The organism is Lysobacter auxotrophicus, assembly GCF_027924565.1.
GTDB classification, from domain to species: Bacteria; Pseudomonadota; Gammaproteobacteria; order Xanthomonadales; family Xanthomonadaceae; genus Lysobacter_J; species Lysobacter_J auxotrophicus.
Genome location: NZ_AP027041.1, coordinates 778,767 through 796,407, shown reverse-complemented (window position 1 = coordinate 796,407; position 17,641 = coordinate 778,767). Strand labels below are relative to the sequence as shown.

Genomic DNA, 17,641 nt, shown 5'->3' with positions numbered 1-17,641 from the left:
CGCGAAGGCGGGAATGACGACCGCGAAAGCGCGAATAGGCTCGTCCCGCTACGCATCCTCCGTAACCCGCAGCACTTCCTCGATCGTCGTCTCGCCGCGCAGGGCCTTCGCGATGCCGTCCTCGTACATCGTGCGCATGCCGTGCTGGCGCGCGATCTGTTCGATCTCGCCCATGCCGGCGTGGCGCATCACCGCGCGGCGCAGTTCGTCGTTCATGACGAGGAATTCCATGATCGTCGTGCGGCCGTGGTAACCGGTCGGCGCGATCGGCGACGGCATCGGGTGGTACAGGAAGATCTCGCCTTCGGGCTGGTAACGGCGCAGGTCGAAACGTTCGATTTCCTCCGGCGACGCGGGATAGCGGCGCGCGTGCGTCAATTCCAGGCGACGCACCAGGCGCTGCGCGAGGATGCCGTTGATGGTGGAGGTCAGCAGGTAGTCCTCCACGCCCATGTCGAGCAGGCGCGTGATGCCGCCCGCGGCGTTGTTGGTGTGCAGCGTCGACAGCACCAGGTGGCCGGTGAGCGCGGACTGGATCGCGATGCGGCACGTCTCCAGGTCGCGCATTTCGCCGATCATGATGATGTCCGGATCCTGTCGGACGATGCTGCGCAGCGCGTGCGCGAAGTCGAGCCCGATCTGCGGCTTGGCCTGGATCTGGTTGATGCCTTCGATCTGGTATTCGACCGGGTCCTCGACCGTGATGATCTTGACGTCCGGCGTGTTGAGCTTGCTCAGCGCGGTGTACAGCGTGGTCGTCTTGCCCGAGCCAGTCGGGCCGGTGACCAGCAAGATGCCGTGCGGCTGGTCGAGCACCTTCTGGAACTGCGGCAGGAACGCGTCGGTGAAGCCCAGCCGCTTGAAGTCGAACACCACCGTTTCGCGATCGAGCAGTCGCATCACCACGCTTTCGCCGTGCGCGGTCGGCACGGTGCTCACGCGAAGGTCGAGTTCCTTGCCCTGCACGCGCAGCATGATGCGGCCGTCCTGCGGCAGGCGGCGTTCGGCGATGTTGAGCTTGGCCATGATCTTGATGCGGCTGATCACGGCGGCGGTGAGGTTGGCCGGCGGGCTTTCGCCTTCGCTCAGCACGCCGTCGATGCGGTAGCGCACCTTCAGGCGGTTCTCGAACGGTTCGATGTGGATGTCGGAGGCGCGCAGCTCGACCGCGCGCTGGATGATCAGGTTCACCAGCCGGATGACCGGCGCTTCGGATGCCAGGTCGCGCAGATGCTCGACGTCGTCGAGGTCGCCGCCGGCGCCTTCGCCTTCCGCGGTTTCGATGATCGCGCCCATGGCGCTGCGGCCCTGGCCGTACCAGCGTTCGACCAGGTCGCCGATTTCCGAACGCAGCGCCACGGCGGGGCGGATGTCGCGACCGGTCGCCAGGCGCAGCGCGTCGACGGTGTAGGCGTCCTGCGGGTCGGCCATGAGCACGTCGACCGCGGTCTCGTTCTCGCCGACCGGGCACACCGCGAACTGCTTCATGAAACGCGTCGACAGCGCGACGCCTTCAGGCGGCAGTTCGGGCGCGTCCTTGATGGCGACCAGCGGCAGGTCCAGCACCTCGGCGCAGGTCTCGGCGTGGTCGCGCTCGGACACCAGGCCCAGCCGTGCGAGCAGGGCCAGCAGGCTGCCGCCGGTTTCCTCCTGCAGGCGGCGCGCGCGGGCGAGGTCCGCATCCTTGAGGCGGCCGCGCGCGAGCAGTGCATCGACGATACGGGCCTCGGCGTCCGAGGGGGGAATGAGGTCGTTGGCGACGGCGTTCACGCTAATCAGGTCGTTTCCGACCTCCTCCGCGACGGGTCCGGGGACTGTAGCAGGCCGGCGTTTATGCCAGCGCGTACGACCCGTTCGGAACGGCGGTTTTGTCTACGCCGTCCGTTTCGACCGTGGCGCCCGCCGATCGTTTAGCCTTGCCGCACTCACAGGGGAGTCAACGCATGAAGATCCGCCACGCCGCAGCCGCGGCCGTTGTCGTGTTCATCGCCGGTGCCGGCGTCGGTTACACCGCGCAGAAGCAGCAGAAGACCACGACGCAGATGTATCACGCCAAGGCCAACCAGGACGCGGCGAAGGAACTGCTCGCGGTCGCGAAGCTCCAGGCCGGCAAGGGCAGCTGGGAACAGATCGCGGTGGGTCGCGTGTACTACCTCGGCGGCTTCAAGGCCGAAGGCCAGGCGATCTTCGACGCGATCCTGGCCGGCAAGCACGAGGACAGCGACGTGTTCCGCATCGCCCGCGTCTACAGCGAGGCCGGCGAATGGGACAAGGCCAAGCCGCTGTTCGCGCGCTATTTCCAGGGCACCGACGACGACGGCACCGGCTACGCCGAAGTGGGCGCGCTTTACGTCATGCGCGGCGACCGTGCGATTGGCGAGGAGATGTTCGATCGCTCGGTCGCGCTGGAATCCAACGACCTGTGGGCGACGCTGCACATGGCCGGCGCCTATCTGAACGTCCGGCCGCAGGAATAACGCGACGCGTCCGCCGGCGATCGCATGCGATGCGGTCGCCGGTTATCCACGTGGTCGCTGTCCTCGCGTGGCGATCGTAGCCCGGGTAAGCGAAGCGCACCCGGGGAGCTTCACGCACGAGATCGCTGCCGATACTCGCATTGCCAACGCGTACCGCGTCGCGGTGAACGCAACAGGCGCCTTCGCCTGTCGCGTTCATCGGCCCATCAGCCGACCCACACCCGCGCGTTGCGGAACATCCGCATCCACGGCGAATCCACGCCCCAGTCCGCCGGCGCCCAGCTCAGGTTGGCCGTGCGCAGCGTGCGTTCGGGATGCGGCATCAGGATGGTCGCGCGGCCGTCGCGGCTGGTGAGGCCGGCGATGCCGTCCGGCGAGCCGTTCGGGTTGAGCGGATAACGCGTGGCCACGTTGCCGTTGCCGTCGACATAGCGCAGCGACACGTTCGCGGCCGTCTGGTCCAGCGTGCTGTCGAAGTCGGCGCGTCCCTCGCCATGGGCGATCGCCACCGGAATGCGCGAACCCGCCATGCCGCGCAGGAACAGCGACGGCGACTCGACCACTTCCAGCAGGCCCGTGCGCGCCTCGAACTGCTCGCTGCGGTTGCGCAGGAACGTCGGCCAGTGTTCGGCGCCCGGGATGATCGGCTTGAGCTGCGAGAGCATCTGGCAGCCGTTGCACACACCCAGCGAGAAACTGTCCTCGCGCGCGAAGAACGCCTCGAAGGCATCGCGAAGCGCGTTGCGTTCCAGCACCGACGTCGCCCAGCCGCGGCCCGCGCCGAGCACGTCGCCGTAGCTGAAACCGCCGCAGGCGGCGATGCCCTTGAAGTCGGCCAGCGCGACGCGGCCGGCGATGAGGTCGCTCATGTGCACGTCGACCGCTTCGAAGCCGGCGCGCGTGAAGCCCAGCGCCATCTCGATCTGGCCGTTGACGCCCTGCTCGCGCAGGATGGCGACCTTCGGCCGCACGCCGGTGTTGACGAACGGCGCGGCGACGTCGTCGGCCGGATCGAACACCAGCTTCGGCTTCAGGCCCGGCGCGTTGAAATCGCGCGCGACGGTGCGTTCCTCGTCGGCGCCTTCCGGGTTGTCGCGCAGCTTCTGGATTGCGTGGGTGGTGGACCACCACGCGTCGAAGAGTTCTTCCCAGCGCCATTCGACGAGCGTCCGGCCGTCGTCGCGCACGCGGATCGCCGGCGCCGTGGTCGGGCGGGCGATGCGCTGGGCGCAGTCGATCAAGCCGTGGCGCGCGACGAGGTCGGCGAATTCGGCGCGATCTTCCAGCGAAACCTGCACGATCGCGCCGAGCTCCTCGTTGAACAGCGTGCGGAACGGATCGTCGCCCCAGCCGTCCAGCGTAATGTCCAGGCCCACGCGCGAGCAGAACGCCATCTCGCACAGCGCCGCGAACGCGCCGCCATCGGAACGGTCGTGGTACGCGCGCACGAGGCCGGCCTCGCGCGCATCGCGGATCAGTTCGAAGAAATCGCGCAGGCGCTGCGGGTTGTCGAGGTCCGGCACGCCGAGCGGACCGGAGAACGCGGGCAACGAGCCCTGGCCGTCCGCGGCCTCGGGATGGCACTGCGCCAGCACCGAACCGCCCAGGCGCTGCTTGCCGGCGCCCAGGCCGATCAGCCACAGCTCGGAGTCGTCCTCGCGCGAAAGCAGCGGCGTCAGCTGCGCGCGCACGTCGACGACCGGCGCGAACGCGCTGACGATCAGCGACACGGGCGACACCGACTTGTGCGCTTCGCCGTCGGCATGCCACTGCGCCTGCATGGACAGCGAGTCCTTGCCGACGGGAATGCTCAGGTCGAGTTCGGGGCACAGCTCCAGGCCGACGGCCTTCACCGCATCGAACAGGCGCGCGTCCTCGCCGTCGTGGCCGGCGGCGGCCATCCAGTTGGCGGAGAGCTTCACGCGGTTCAGCGATTCCACCGGTGCGGCGCACAGGTTGGTGATCGCCTCGCCGACGGCCATGCGTGCGGCGGCGGCGGCATCGATCAGCGCCAGCGGCGTGCGCTCGCCGATCGCCATCGCCTCGCCGACGAACCCGTCGAAGCCCGACAGCGTGATCGCGCAGTCGGCCAGCGGCAGCTGCCACGGGCCGATCATCTGGTCGCGCGCGGTCAGGCCGCCGACGCTGCGGTCGCCGATGGTGACCAGGAAGTTCTTCGACGCGACCGAAGGATGCGCCATCACGCGCAGCGCGGCATCGCGCAGTTCCAGGCCGTCCCAGCGCAGCGCGGGCCACGGCGCGGCACCGGGGCGGCGCGTGTCGCGGTGCATCTTCGGCGGCTTGCCGAACAGCACGTCCATCGGCAGGTCGATCGGCCACTCACGACCGGCTTCGCGCGCGGTCTCGCGCGTGGCGCCGTAGCCGACGACCAGGCGCTCCTCCGCCGTGGCGAAACCGACCGCGGCGAACGGGCAGCGCTCGCGCTCGCAGATGGCGGCGAATTCGGCGACGCGGTCGGCCGGAATGCCGAGCACGTAACGCTCCTGCGATTCGTTGCACCACAACTGCATCGGCGACAGGGACGGATCGTCGCTGGGCACCTTCGCCAGATCGATGATGCCGCCCAGGCCGGAGTCGTGCAGCAGTTCGGGGATCGCGTTCGACAGGCCGCCCGCGCCGACGTCGTGCGCGGTCGCGATGGGGTTGTCCTCGCCGCGCGCGACGCAGCGGTCGATAACTTCCTGGCAGCGACGCTCCATCTCCGGGTTGTCGCGTTGCACGCTGGCGAAATCCAGTTCCTCGTGGCTCTCGCCCGAGGCGACCGAACTCGCCGCGCCGCCACCCAGGCCGATGAGCATCGCCGGGCCGCCAAGCACGATCACCGCATCGCCCGGCTGCAAGCCGAGTTTCTTCACCTGCACGCGGTCGATCGCGCCCAGGCCGCCGGCGAGCATGATCGGCTTGTCGTAGGCGCGCGCCTGCGTGCCTTCGTCCAGCTCGAAGCTGCGGAAGTAGCCGGTGAGGTTCGGGCGGCCGAATTCGTTGTTGAACGCGGCGGCACCGATCGGGCCTTCGATCATGATCTCCAGCGCCGAGGCCATGCGCGGATTGAGCGCGCGCGGGCGCTCCCACGGCTGCGGCAGCGTCGGAATGCGCAGGTGCGACACGCTGAAACCGGCCAGGCCGGCCTTCGGACGACCGCCGCGACCCGTCGCGCCTTCGTCGCGGATTTCGCCGCCGGCGCCCGTCGAGGCGCCCGGGAACGGCGCGATGGCGGTGGGGTGGTTGTGCGTTTCGACCTTGATCGCGAAGGCCGAATCGACCTGCGCTTCCTCGCGGTACGCGTGCGTGTGCGGGTCGGGACGGAAGCGGCGGCTCGCGTAGCCTTCCACCACCGCCGCGTTGTCGCTGTACGCCGAGAGCGTGTGCTCGGGCGTGGTCGCGTGCGTGTGCTTGATCATCTTGAACAGCGAGGTCGTCTGCTCGACGCCGTCGATGGTCCACGATGCGTTGAAGATCTTGTGGCGGCAGTGCTCGGAATTGGCCTGCGCGAACATCATCAGCTCGACGTCCGACGGTTCGCGGCCCAGCGCGGCGTAGCGCTCGCGCAGGTAGGCGATTTCGTCGTCGGCCAGCGCCAGGCCCAGGCGTGTGTTGGCCAGTTCGAGGTCGGACAGCGGGATGCGTTCGAGCTCGCCGCGCACCGGCACGGAGAACAGCGCGATGGCGTCCTCGCGCGCTTCCAGCAGCGACTGCGTCATCGGGTCGTGCAGCACCTTCGCCAGCGCGCCCTGCGTCGGCGCGTCCGTCGGCCAGCCGGCCAGGTCGTAACGCGTGCCGCGCTCGACGCGCTTCACCGGGAGTTCGGCGCCGTGCAGCAGTTCGGTCGCCTTGCTCGCCCAGGGCGACAGCGTGCCCAGGCGCGGCGTGACGTAGCGGGACACCGCGTCGTTCGCGCGCGGCGCGGCGTCGGGTTCGGCCTGGAGGATGCGGCGCAGCGCATCCGCATCGGGCGTTGCGCCGGGCTCCGGCTCGACCCAGTAGACGGGCCACGCGCCGAGGAGGCGGACAGACGGATGGAGGGCTTGCAGTCGGGCTTGGAGCCGTTCCAGTCGGAACGGCGACAGGGCGGAAGCGCCCTCGAGGACGATCATGTCCGGGGAACCGTGCAACGTCGGGCCCGACATTGTACCCAAGCGCCCCGCGCCCCGCCGCCGGAACCGGCCGATCCGGGGTCCGAAAACGCCGACGCCGCCCATCGGGCGGCGCCGGAGCGGCTTGTCGGAACGCTCAGGTGCCCGGCTTGGCGGGCGCCGCGGACGCGGTGCGGGCGTTCTCGGCGGCCAGCTTGTCCAGGGTCTCGCGCAGCGCGGCCGGCGGGACGTAACCGCCGACCTGGACGCCTTCGGCGGTCACGATCATCGGTGTGCCCGTCAGGCCCACGCGCTGGCCGACGTCGTACTGCTGGTTCACGCTGGTCTTGCAGTCGGCCTTGGTCGGGCCGTGGTCGCTCTTGGCGGCGGTGAGCGCCTTGCGGCGATCGGGCGCGCACCAGACCGCGACCATCTTGCGGTAGTCGTCGCTACCCAGGCCCATGCGCGGGAAGGCGAGGTATTCGATGGCGATGCCTTCGCGGTTGTATTCGGCGATCTGGCTGTGCAGCTTGCGGCAGTAGCCGCATTCCACGTCGGTGAAGACGGTGACGGTGTATTTGGGCTTGGCCGGCGAGAAGACGATGCGCTCGCTGGCGGGGATGGTGGCGATCAGCTGCTTGCGCAGGCCGGCCATCGCGTCTTCGCTGAGGTTCTTCTTCGCGGCGACGTCGAACAGGGCGCCGCCGGAGCCGGGCAGGAACAGATAGCGGCCGTCGTCGCTGACGTAGACAACCTGGCCGGCGACGATGGCTTCGCGGAAGCCGGGCATCGCCGCGGCGGCGACGCGTTCGACTTCGACCTGCGGATTCAGCGCGCGGACGGCCTCGATGGCGCGCGCGTCGGGCGTGCCGGCCGCGGGCTTGGGGGCGGCGATCGGCGCGGTGGCGGCGGCGGTGGTCGCCGCGGGGACGGGGTCCGTGTTGCCGCCGGGGGCCTGCGCGCATGCGGAGAGGCTGATGGCGCCGAGCACGGCAAGGACGAGTCGTTTCATTCGCAATCCTGTCGGGCGGCCGGGGCCGCGAGGGGGAATGGCCGATTGTGGCACGGGGTCGCGGTGGGTCGAGTGTCGTAGGTCCCGGTGTGGGGACGGGGTTTGGGTGGGGTTATGGGGTGGCGTTTCGGGGCCATGGCCGGGTTGTCGCCACAGCCCTGCCGCACGAGGCCGATGTTCGGCTGGGTTTTGGGCTGTTGCCGTGGTAGCCCGGGTAAGCGAGGCGCACCCGGGGCGCGGTCGCCTCCCGTCCCGGGTGCGCTGGAGGAACATCACCCTTGGAACGTCATCCCAGAAGATCGTCATCCCGGCGAACGCCGGGACCCAGGCTCGCAACGTTCGGGCACTCCCTTCCCGGTGAACCATTCCACCGTCATTCCAGCGAACGCTGGAACCCCTTGCTGTTGCCGCTGTTGCCGACCCCGCCCTTGCCGGGATGACGATCAAGCGCAAGGCAACTGCAATGCAACTTGCAACTTGCAACTGCAAACGCAACCGCAAAAGCGCAGCTTCGATGCGCGCTTCGCTGCCATCCATGGCGGCACGCCGCCGGCTCCGGGCCGCCCTGCCCGGCCCTCCATGGCCGGGCGTTCGCGGCCGCGCGGCAGTGCCGCTTGGCACGGGTTCGATGGTGGTGCGGCTGCCATCCATGGCGCGACGTAGTGGGCTTCGGATGGCCCTGCCCGACCCTCCGTGGTCGGGCGTTCGGCAGGCCACGCGGCAGTGCCGCGTAAGCGGCCTGCCTCACCCCCTCGGATGGTGCTTTGCGTGGAGTTGCTTGAGCTGCTCGCGCGCCACCAGCGTGTAGATCTGCGTGGTGGACAGCGAGCTGTGGCCCAGGAGCATCTGCAACGCGCGCAGGTCGGCGCCGTGGTTGAGCAGATGCGTGGCGAAGCTGTGGCGCAGGCCGTGGGGACTGATGCGATCGGGATCGATACCCGCCGCCGCGGCGTATTTCTTCACCAGCAGCCAGAACTGTTGGCGCGTCGGCGCTTCGCCGTTCGACGAGAGGAACAGCGGTGCCAGCGCGCGCTTGCCGGCCAGCTGCGGACGCGCCTTGGCGAGGTAGCGTTCGAGCCAGTGCTGCGCTTCCTCGCCCAGTGGTACCAGGCGCTCCTTGCTGCCCTTGCCCATCACGCGCAGCGCGCCCTGGCGCAGGTTCACCGCGGTTGCGGGCAGGTTCACCAGCTCGCTCACGCGAAGGCCGGCGGCATACATCAACTCGAGCATGGCGCGATCGCGAAGTCCCAGCGGCGTCGCGATGTCGGGCGCGGCGAGCAGCGCCTCGATCTGGCTCTCGGCCAGCGCCTTCGGCAGGGAACGCGGCAGTTTCGGCGGATCGAGCAACGCGGTCGGGTCGTCGGAACGCGCGCCGCGCCGCACCAGCCACGCATAGAACGCGCGCAACGCCGACAGCAGGCGCGCGTTGCTGCGCGGCGAATACCCCTGCTGCGAACGCCATGCGAGGTAGTCGAACAGCGCCGCGCGATCGGCTCCGGCCAATGCGCCGGCGCGCCCGCTGCGATAACGGGCGAGCAGTTCCAGGTCGCGGCGATAGCTGTCGAGCGTGGGCTGCGCGAGGCCGTTTTCGGCCCAGATCGCATCGAGGAAACGGCCGATCAGCACGGCGTCTTCGTCGGGAAGCGGCGGCAACGCCATGGCGATGGAGCGGCGTTGCGCGGGCGTGCGTGCGGTCATCGCCGCAGCTTAGCGGCTATCCTGATGCGATGGCATCGACTCCCGCATCGTCCCGCCCTTCCGCGCTCATCGGCTGGCGCGTGCTCGCGCTCGTCTACGACATGTGGCCGGTGATCGCGATGTGGATGGTGGCCTCGCTGGTGTTCACCGTCGGCTACACGATGAGCGGGCACGCGAGCCGCGAAAACATCGCGCCATTCAGCGCCGTGCAGTGGGTGCTGTGGCTGGTGTGCTGGCTGATCACCGGCGGCTACGCGCTGCTGAGCTGGCGCCGTGGCGGGCAGACGCTGGGGATGCGCCCGTGGCGTTTGAAGGTCGTCGCGGACGATGGGGTTTCCGCACCGCAGCTTCGTGCGCTGGTTATCCGGTTCGCCGTCGGCAGCGCGTCGCTGCTGCTCGCGGGGCTCGGGTTCTGGTGGGCGTGGGTGGATCGTGATCGGCTCACCTGGCACGACCGCGCGAGCGGGACGCGGATGGTGCGGTTGCCTAAGCGGTAGGTTTTACCCGGCGTTTGTAGGCTGGGTAGGCGGAGTGCAGCCCGGGTTTGCTTGCGTGTGGCTCGTCGTGCAGGGCAAGAGCGCTCACTTCGATGAGGGGCTTGCTGCTCTGCATGGCGTTTCGCAGCCGCGCGGAGCAAAAGCGCTCACTTCGATGAGGATGCCGCTGCCATCCATGACGTCACGCTTTCGCCTTCGGGTGGCCCTGCCGACCATTCCGTGGCCGGGCGTTCGCGGCCGCGCAGAGCAAAAGCGCTCACTTCGATGAGGATGCCGCTGCCATCCATGGCGTCACGCTTTCGCTTCGGGTCGCCCTGCCCGACCATTCCATGGCCGGGCGTTCGCGGCCGCGCGCGCCAGTGGCGCGCAAGCGCGGCCGCTCACCCACTCCTCCTTCTGAAGAGGAAGCTGGAGACACCGAGCATGATCATCGTCGGCAACAGGTACGCGATGCGGTAGTCGAACTTGTACACCGTCGCCAACTTCACGAATTGCGTCTGCAGCAGCCAGAAGCCCAGCGCGAACACGATGCCGATGAACAACCGTTTCCCCATGCCGCCGCTGCGCAGCGTGCCGAAGGCGAACGGCACGGCCGCCAGGCACAACGCGAGCACGTTGATCGGGTAGAACCAGCGGCCCCAGTAGTGTTCCTCGAACTCCGACGCGTCCAGCTGGTTGCGCTCGCGATACTCGATCGCGGCACGAAGGCTCGCCGCCGAGAGATAGCGCGGGCGCTCGGTCCCCGCCGACAGCGCGGCGGCATCCAGCTGCGATTTCCAGCGTTCCTCGGGCACCTTCACCTGCCGCACCGAGCGCTCCTCGAACGTGTTGCGCGTGACGTCGCGCAGCAGCCAGCCGCCGGGGCGATGCTCGGCGATGCGCGCATGCGCGAGGGAGCGAAGGTGCCCGTCGGGCGCGAACTCGAACAGTCTCACGTCCGTCAGTTCGAGGAACCGGTCGCCGTTGCGCTCGCGCTCCTGGCCGCCGGTCGCGCTGAGGATCGTCTCGCCTTCGCGCGCCCACAGACCCGTGTACTGCGCGACGACCGTGTTGCCCGACTTGGCGCCGGATTTCAGCGCGTCCGCGCGCTGTTGCGTCCACGGCGCGACGCTCTCGCCGTTGACCACCATCAGCGCCGTCAGCAGGGCCAGCGCGCCGGCCACCGCGAGGCCGAGGCGGCGACGGGACAGTCCCAATGCGCGTAAGGCGGTGAGTTCCGACGTTGCCGCCAACTGGCCCAGCGCCATCAGCGAACCGATCACCGCGGCGTAGGGAAACAGGTAATACAGCCGTCGCGGAATGCTCAGCGCCATGTAGACGAAGGCTTCGGAGATGCCGTACTTGCCCTTGCCGATGTCGCCGAACTCGCTCACCAGGCCGAGCATCACGTCGAGGCCGGCCAGCACCGCCCAGGTCAGCGCGACCGTGCCCAGCACGACGCGACCGACATACAGGTCGTGGATCTTCGGAAACGGCTTCATGCGGCCGCTCCATTACGCGTCGGCGCCGTCTTGCGACGACCCAGGCGGCCATCGGTGAAGTACAGCCACAGCGCGATCGCCATGATCGGCACCACCAGCCACCACAGGCCGAGGCCGCTGGCGATCTTGCCGTCTTCCAACCAGCCGCGGCCGGCGGTCATCAGGTTCTGGCCGATGAGGTACGCCAGGAAACCGATCAGGATGCGGCCGTAACGCGCCTGGCGCGGCATGCTGCGCGCGAGCGGCACGGCCATCAGCGCGAAGGCCAGCGCCAGCAGCGGCGGCGCGATGCGGTAATGCAGCTGCGCGCGCGCCTCGCGGCTGTCGTCGCCCAGCAGCGTCAGCGTGGGCTGCATTTCCGGCGCGTCGGGGTCGAAGCGCTCGTCGTTGGCCGGCAGCAGGATCTCGTTGCGCGCGTAGCGCATCAGGCGGAAATCCTTCGGCCCGTCCGAGCGGCCTTCGATCTGGAAGCCGCGGGTGAGCGTGAGGTAGCGATGGCCCGCTTCATCCACCGTGAGCTTGCCTTCGTTGGCGGTGACCACGTCCAGCACGCCCTGGCCGTTGTCGCGATAGACGAAGATTTTTTCCAAGCCGCTGCCATCTTTCGACATGTTCGACACGTAGATCACCCCACCGCCGCCCGGGATGCCGGTGAACGTTCCCGGCTCCAGCCCGGCCATGACCAGGCTGCGGTTGGCGTCGTTGATCATCTGCTTGGATACCCGGTCGGCCCACGGCCCCAGCCACAGCGAACACGCCGCGACGATCGCGACCAGCGGCCCGACCACGTACAGCAGCGGCTTGAGCATGCGGCGCGGACCCACGCCGATGGAGGCGATCACCGGCATTTCCGAATCGCGGTACAGCCGGCCGACGCCCATCATCAGGCCGAGCATCAGGGCCAGCGGCAGGATCAGGGGCAGCCACTTGAGCAGCACCAGCCCCAGCTGGGCGAGCATCAGCCCGGCCGGCACGCGGCCGCGGGCGATGTCCTGGAGGACGTCGGTGAAGGCGCCGCCGACGGTGACGATCAGCAGGACGATCAGCGTGGCGAGGATCGCCTGCGCGAATTCGCTGATGAGATAGCGGTCCAGCTTGGGCATCGGGTCGGTCGGGCCTGGGCGTTTCGGGGGTGGACGGGCCAGTGTGAAGCAGGAGCGGTGAAGCAGGCGGACGCAAGCGTCGCGCGGACGTCGTGCGGGCCGTGTCGCGCCCGCCGTCGTCGCCCCGGCCGCCCCGACGGCCAGCGGGCCGTTGGGTGCGGCCTGCTAGAATCGCAGTTTCGTCCGAGGGCGTGAGGTGGCAGCGCGATGCGCGGCCCGGGATCGGATCCCCCTCACCGCCCAATTGTACGGAACTGTCGTACTCCGTACGGAACTCCCGTACGGAACCGCCTCTCAATCTGCTTCGGGAATCTGTTGGATGGCCCTCGAATTCGACCTGAACCGCGACGCGCCTGCCGGCGCCCACACCGACTGCATCGTGGTCGGCGCCTTCGCCGACAACAGCCTGACGCCCGCGGCGAAGGCCCTCGACGAGGCCAGCAACGGCCGCATCCGCGCGCTGCTCGAACGCGGCGACGCCAGCGGCAAGACCGGCAAGACCGCACTGCTGCACGACCTGCCGGGCGTGACCGCGCCGCGCGTGCTCGTGATCGGGCTGGGCGATGCCGCCAAGTTCGGCGTGCCGCAGTACCTCAAGGCCGTCGGCGACGCGGCCCGCACGCTGAAGAGCGGCCCGGTGTCGACCGCGCTGTTCACGCTGTCCGAACTCGACGTCGCCGGCCGCGACAAGGCCTGGAACATCCGCCAGGCCGTGATCGCCGCCGACCACGCCTGCTACCGCTACACCGCGACGCTCGGCACCTCGCGCAAGAAGGACGAACCGGGCCTGCGCGCGTTCTCCGTGCTGGGCGACGACGCCGTCGCGCTGGCGCAGGGCCAGGCGATCGCCGCCGGCGTGCAGTTCTCGCGCGAGCTGGGCAACCTGCCGCCGAACATCTGCAATCCGGCCTACCTCGCGCAGCAGGCGCAGGAATTCGCCGGCCGCTTCCCGACCACGTCGTGCGACGTGCTCGACGTGGCGCAGATGCAGGAACTGGGCATGGGCTCGCTGCTGGCCGTCGGCCGCGGCTCGGCCAACCCGCCCAAGCTCATCGTGCTCAAGTACACCAACGGCGGGGACGCCAAGCCGTACGTGCTCGTCGGCAAGGGCATCACCTTCGATACCGGCGGCATCAACCTGAAGACGCAGGGCGGCATCGAGGAAATGAAGTACGACATGTGCGGTGGCGCCACCGTCATGGGCACCTTCGTCGCCGCGGTGGGCATGCAGTTGCCGGTGAACCTGGTCGTCATCGTGCCGGCCGTGGAGAACATGCCCGACGCCGACGCGTACCGTCCGTCCGACGTGCTCACCAGCATGTCCGGCAAGACGATCGAAGTGGGCAACACCGACGCCGAAGGCCGCCTGATCCTGTGCGATGCGCTGACCTACGCGCAGCGTTTCGAGCCGCAGGCGCTGGTAGACGTGGCCACGCTGACCGGCGCATGCATGGTCGCGCTGGGCAAGTTCGCCTCGGGCCTGATGAGCAAGCACGACGACCTCGCGAACGAGCTGCTGGACGCCGGCGAGAACGTGTTCGACCGCGCGTGGCGCCTGCCGCTGTGGGACGAGTACCAGACGCTGCTGGAATCCAGCTTCGCCGACGTCTACAACATCGGCGGCCGCTGGGCCGGCGCGATCACGGCCGGTTGCTTCCTCGGCCGTTTCGCCGAAGGCCAGCGCTGGGCGCACCTGGACATCGCCGGTTCCGCATCGGATGAAGGCAAGCGCGGCATGGCGACCGGCCGTCCGGTCGGCCTGCTGAGCCAGTGGCTGCTCGACCGGGCCGGGAATTGAGAAACGGGAATCGAGAATCGTGAAACGCACGCACCACGCAGGTGGACTCGCTACGAGTCGTGAGGCCTGCCGCTTCCACGATTCCCCGTTCTCTTCTGCCCCATACCGATCCTGATGGCACGCGCCGACTTCTACCTGATCCAGAAGGACCGGTTCCGCGAGGAGCCGCTCCTGCTGGTGTGCGAACTGGCGCGCAAGGCGCACGACGCGAACCTGTGGACGCTGGTGCTGGCGCGCGATGCCGAGCAGGCCGAGCGGCTGGACGAGCTGCTGTGGGAGTTCGACGAGGACGCCTACATCCCGCACCAGCTGGCCGGCGACGAAGAGGACGAACTCGCGCCCGTGCTGATCGCATCGCCCGAGAGCGACACGCCGATGCGCGCGCTGGTGATCAACCTGCGCGACGAACCGGTCAACGGCAGCTTCGAACGCGTGCTGGAAGTGGTGCCCGCCGACGACAGCGCACGCGGCCCGCTGCGCGAGCGCTGGAAGCAGTACCAGTCGCGCGGGCTGGAGTTGAAGAAGTACGACATGTGAGGAGCCGTGATGGGCGATTCGTGATTGGTGATTCGATAAAGCCAAGCCGCACGCCGATCCTGCTCCCGCTTTTGCGAATCACGAATCACTAATCACGAATCACGGCCCCATGTCCCTCGCCTCCTCCTACGATCCCAAGCAGTTCGAAACCCGCCTCTACCAGGAGTGGGAATCCAGCGGCGTATTCCAGCCGCGCGGCGAAGGCGAGCCGTATTCGATCCTGCTGCCGCCGCCGAACGTGACCGGCACGCTGCACATGGGCCACGCGTTCCAGCACACGCTGATGGACGCGCTGATCCGCTACCACCGCATGCGCGGCTACGACACGCTGTGGCAGATGGGTACCGACCACGCGGGCATCGCGACGGAAATGGTGGTCTCGCGCAATCTCGCCGCCGAAGGCGCGGGCGAGACGCGCGATTCGCTCGGCCGCGACGGCTTCATCGCCAAGGTCTGGGAGTGGAAGCAGCAGTCGGGCGACACGATCGAGAAGCAGATGCGCCGCATCGGCGCGTCCGGCGACTGGTCGCGCAGCGTCTTCACGATGGACCCGATGGCCGCCGACGCGGTGATCGAGGCCTTCGTGCGCCTGTACGAGGAGGGCCTGATCTATCGCGGCCAGCGCCTGGTCAACTGGGACCCGGTGCTGAAGACGGCGATCTCCGATCTCGAAGTCGTCAACGAAGAAGAAGATGGTTTCCTGTGGTCGATCAGCTATCCGCTGACCGACGGCAGCGGCGAACTCACGGTCGCCACCACGCGTCCGGAAACCATGCTGGGCGACGTCGCCGTCATGGTGCATCCGCAGGACGAGCGCTACACGCATCTGATCGGCAAGACGGTCACGCTGCCGCTGACCGGCCGCGAGATTCCCGTCATCGCCGACGACTACGTCGATCGCGAGTTCGGCACCGGCGTGGTGAAGGTCACGCCCGCGCACGACTTCAACGACTACGCCGTCGGCCAGCGCCACAACCTTGCGCTGATCAACATCTTCACGCCGGTCGCGGCGGTGAACGACAACGCGCCGGAAAAATACCGCGGCCTCGACCGCTTTGATGCGCGCAAGGTCGTGCTCGCCGACCTTGAAGCCGAAGGCCGCCTGGTCGAAACCAAGCCGCACAAGCTGCAGGTGCCGCGCGGCGACCGCACCGGCCAGGTGATCGAGCCGTACCTCACGGACCAGTGGTTCGTGAAGATGGACGGCCTCGCCGCGCGCGGGCTTGAACTGGTCGAGAAGGGCGATGTGAAGTTCGTCCCGGCGAACTGGATCAACACCTACCGCCACTGGATGGAGAACATCCAGGACTGGTGCATCAGCCGCCAGCTCTGGTGGGGCCATCGCATCCCGGCGTGGTACGACGACGAAGGCAAAATCTACGTCGGCCGCACGGAAGAGGAAGTCCGCGCGAAGCATTCGCTTGCTTCGAGCGTCACGCTCTCGCAGGACAGCGACGTGCTGGAGACGTGGTTCTCCTCGCAGCTGTGGCCGTTCTCCACGATGGGCTGGCCGGACGAGCAGGCGATGGCGCAGCGCGGTTTCGACCGCTACGTGCCGTCGAGCGTGCTCGTCACCGGTTTCGACATCATCTTCTTCTGGGTCGCGCGCATGATCATGGCGACCGACCACTTCACCGGCCGCGTGCCGTTCCGCGACGTCTACGTCACCGGCCTGATCCGCGATTCGCACGGCCAGAAGATGTCGAAGTCGAAGGGCAACGTGCTCGATCCGCTCGACCTCATCGACGGCATTTCGCTCGACGATCTCGTCGCCAAGCGTACCGGCGGGCTGATGCAACCGAAGATGGCCGAGAAGATCGAGAAGGCCACGCGCAAGGAATTCCCGGACGGCATTCCCGCCTTCGGCGCCGACGCGCTGCGCTTCACCATCGCCGCGCTGGCGACGCACGGCCGCGACATCAAGTTCGATCTCGGCCGCGCCGAGGGCTACAAGAACTTCTGCAACAAGCTGTGGAACGCCACGCGCTTCGTTCTGATGAACACCGAGGGCGCGAACTTCATCGGCGCGCCCGAGCCGAAGACGGATGCGGAGCGCTGGATCCTCTCGCGCCTGGCGAAGGTGTCGGCCGAAGCGGAACAGCATTTCGCCGGCTACCGCTTCGACCTGCTTTCGCAGGCGCTCTACGAGTTCGCATGGAACGAGTTCTGCGACTGGTTCGTCGAACTGGCCAAGCCCGCGTTGCAGGGCGACGACGCGATCGCCGCGAACGGCACGCGCCACACGCTGCTGTTCGTGCTCGAACGCCTGCTGTCGCTGCTGCACCCGCTGATCCCGTTCGTGACGGAAGAGCTGTGGCAGCAGGTCGCGCCGAAGCTCGGCGTGACCGAGAAGACGATCATGCTGCGCCCGTATCCGCAGGCGTCGGACTTCGCCGGCCAGGATTACACCGCGGCCGAGAGCGACGTCGAGTGGCTCAAGGCGATGGTGACGTCGCTGCGCAAGATCCGCAGCGAGCTCAATGTCGCCCCGTCGAAGACCGTGCCGCTGCTGCTCGCCGATGCGAGCGCGAGCGACCGCGAACGCGTGGCGCGTTTCGATTCGCAGCTGCGCTTTCTGACTCGCCTGGACAGCATCACGGTGCTCGACGACGCGAACGCCGCGCCAGCCGCCGCCACCACGCTGGTGGGCGAGCTGAAGTTGTTCGTGCCGCTGGAAGGCCTGGTCGACCTCGGCGCCGAACGCACGCGCCTGGACAAGGAACTCAAGCGCGTCGAGGGCGAGATCGCCAAGTGCCACAACAAGCTGGCGAGCGAGACCTTCGTCGCCAACGCCCCGCCGGCGGTGGTCGAACAGGAGCGCAAGCGCCTGGCCGACTGGAACCTGCAGCGCGATGCGCTGGCCGTGCAGCGCGCGAAGCTCGGCTGACGCGTTCGACCGGCTGCGTCATCCCGGTGGAAGCCGGGATGACGAGCGGCGCCACGA

11 protein-coding genes are annotated in these 17,641 nt (G+C 68.5%); 5 read left to right on the top strand and 6 right to left on the bottom strand.

Annotated features, from left to right (window positions below; translation table 11 throughout):
* Positions 1-48: 48 nt before the first annotated feature.
* Positions 49-1,770 (bottom strand): type II secretion system ATPase GspE, encoded by a 1,722-nt coding sequence (gspE, locus tag LA521A_RS03515; protein ID WP_281780999.1) that lies wholly within the window; start codon positions 1,768-1,770, stop codon positions 49-51.
* 173 nt (positions 1,771-1,943) lie between these two features.
* Between gspE and LA521A_RS03510 the strand changes: the two genes are divergently transcribed.
* Positions 1,944-2,477 (top strand): tetratricopeptide repeat protein, encoded by a 534-nt coding sequence (locus LA521A_RS03510; RefSeq protein ID WP_281780998.1) that lies wholly within the window; start codon positions 1,944-1,946, stop codon positions 2,475-2,477.
* A gap of 206 nt (positions 2,478-2,683) precedes the next feature.
* Here LA521A_RS03510 and purL read toward each other — a convergent pair whose 3' ends face one another.
* The 3 genes from purL to xerD form a co-directional block, all read right to left on the bottom strand.
* Entirely contained in the window at positions 2,684-6,592 is a 3,909-nt protein-coding gene (gene purL / locus LA521A_RS03505) for a phosphoribosylformylglycinamidine synthase (RefSeq protein ID WP_281780997.1), read from the bottom strand.
* A gap of 136 nt (positions 6,593-6,728) precedes the next feature.
* Complete coding sequence (locus LA521A_RS03500) at positions 6,729-7,583, bottom strand: DsbC family protein (RefSeq protein ID WP_281780996.1); 855 nt, start codon at positions 7,581-7,583, stop codon at positions 6,729-6,731.
* A gap of 744 nt (positions 7,584-8,327) precedes the next feature.
* Positions 8,328-9,281 carry a site-specific tyrosine recombinase XerD gene (gene xerD, locus LA521A_RS03495; protein WP_281780995.1) on the bottom strand — a complete coding sequence of 318 codons (954 nt, stop codon included), beginning with the start codon at positions 9,279-9,281 and terminating at the stop codon, positions 8,328-8,330.
* 29 nt (positions 9,282-9,310) lie between these two features.
* Between xerD and LA521A_RS03490 the strand changes: the two genes are divergently transcribed.
* The gene (locus LA521A_RS03490) at positions 9,311-9,778 is read left to right on the top strand and encodes an RDD family protein (RefSeq protein WP_281780994.1); all 468 of its coding nucleotides are present in this window, start codon (positions 9,311-9,313) and stop codon (positions 9,776-9,778) included.
* A 380-nt stretch (positions 9,779-10,158) separates the two neighbouring features.
* On the opposite strand, the gene lptG is transcribed toward LA521A_RS03490, so the two are convergent.
* Both lptG and lptF read right to left on the bottom strand, forming a co-directional pair.
* Entirely contained in the window at positions 10,159-11,259 is a 1,101-nt protein-coding gene (gene lptG, locus LA521A_RS03485; protein WP_281780993.1) for an LPS export ABC transporter permease LptG, read from the bottom strand.
* Positions 11,256-12,362: an LPS export ABC transporter permease LptF gene (gene lptF, locus LA521A_RS03480; RefSeq protein ID WP_281780992.1), complete on the bottom strand. Its 1,107-nt coding sequence runs from the start codon at positions 12,360-12,362 to the stop codon at positions 11,256-11,258. The genes lptG and lptF overlap by 4 nt, the downstream gene beginning before the upstream one ends.
* A gap of 319 nt (positions 12,363-12,681) precedes the next feature.
* Between lptF and LA521A_RS03475 the strand changes: the two genes are divergently transcribed.
* The 3 genes from LA521A_RS03475 (at position 12,682) to LA521A_RS03465 (ending at position 17,584) form a co-directional block, all read left to right on the top strand.
* The gene (locus LA521A_RS03475; protein WP_281780991.1) at positions 12,682-14,160 is read left to right on the top strand and encodes a leucyl aminopeptidase; all 1,479 of its coding nucleotides are present in this window, start codon (positions 12,682-12,684) and stop codon (positions 14,158-14,160) included.
* A gap of 114 nt (positions 14,161-14,274) precedes the next feature.
* Positions 14,275-14,697: a DNA polymerase III subunit chi gene (locus LA521A_RS03470; protein ID WP_281780990.1), complete on the top strand. Its 423-nt coding sequence runs from the start codon at positions 14,275-14,277 to the stop codon at positions 14,695-14,697.
* A 109-nt stretch (positions 14,698-14,806) separates the two neighbouring features.
* Positions 14,807-17,584, top strand: coding sequence for a valine--tRNA ligase (locus LA521A_RS03465; RefSeq protein ID WP_281780989.1), 2,778 nt, complete (start codon positions 14,807-14,809; stop codon positions 17,582-17,584).
* The last annotated feature ends 57 nt before the right edge of the window (positions 17,585-17,641 follow it).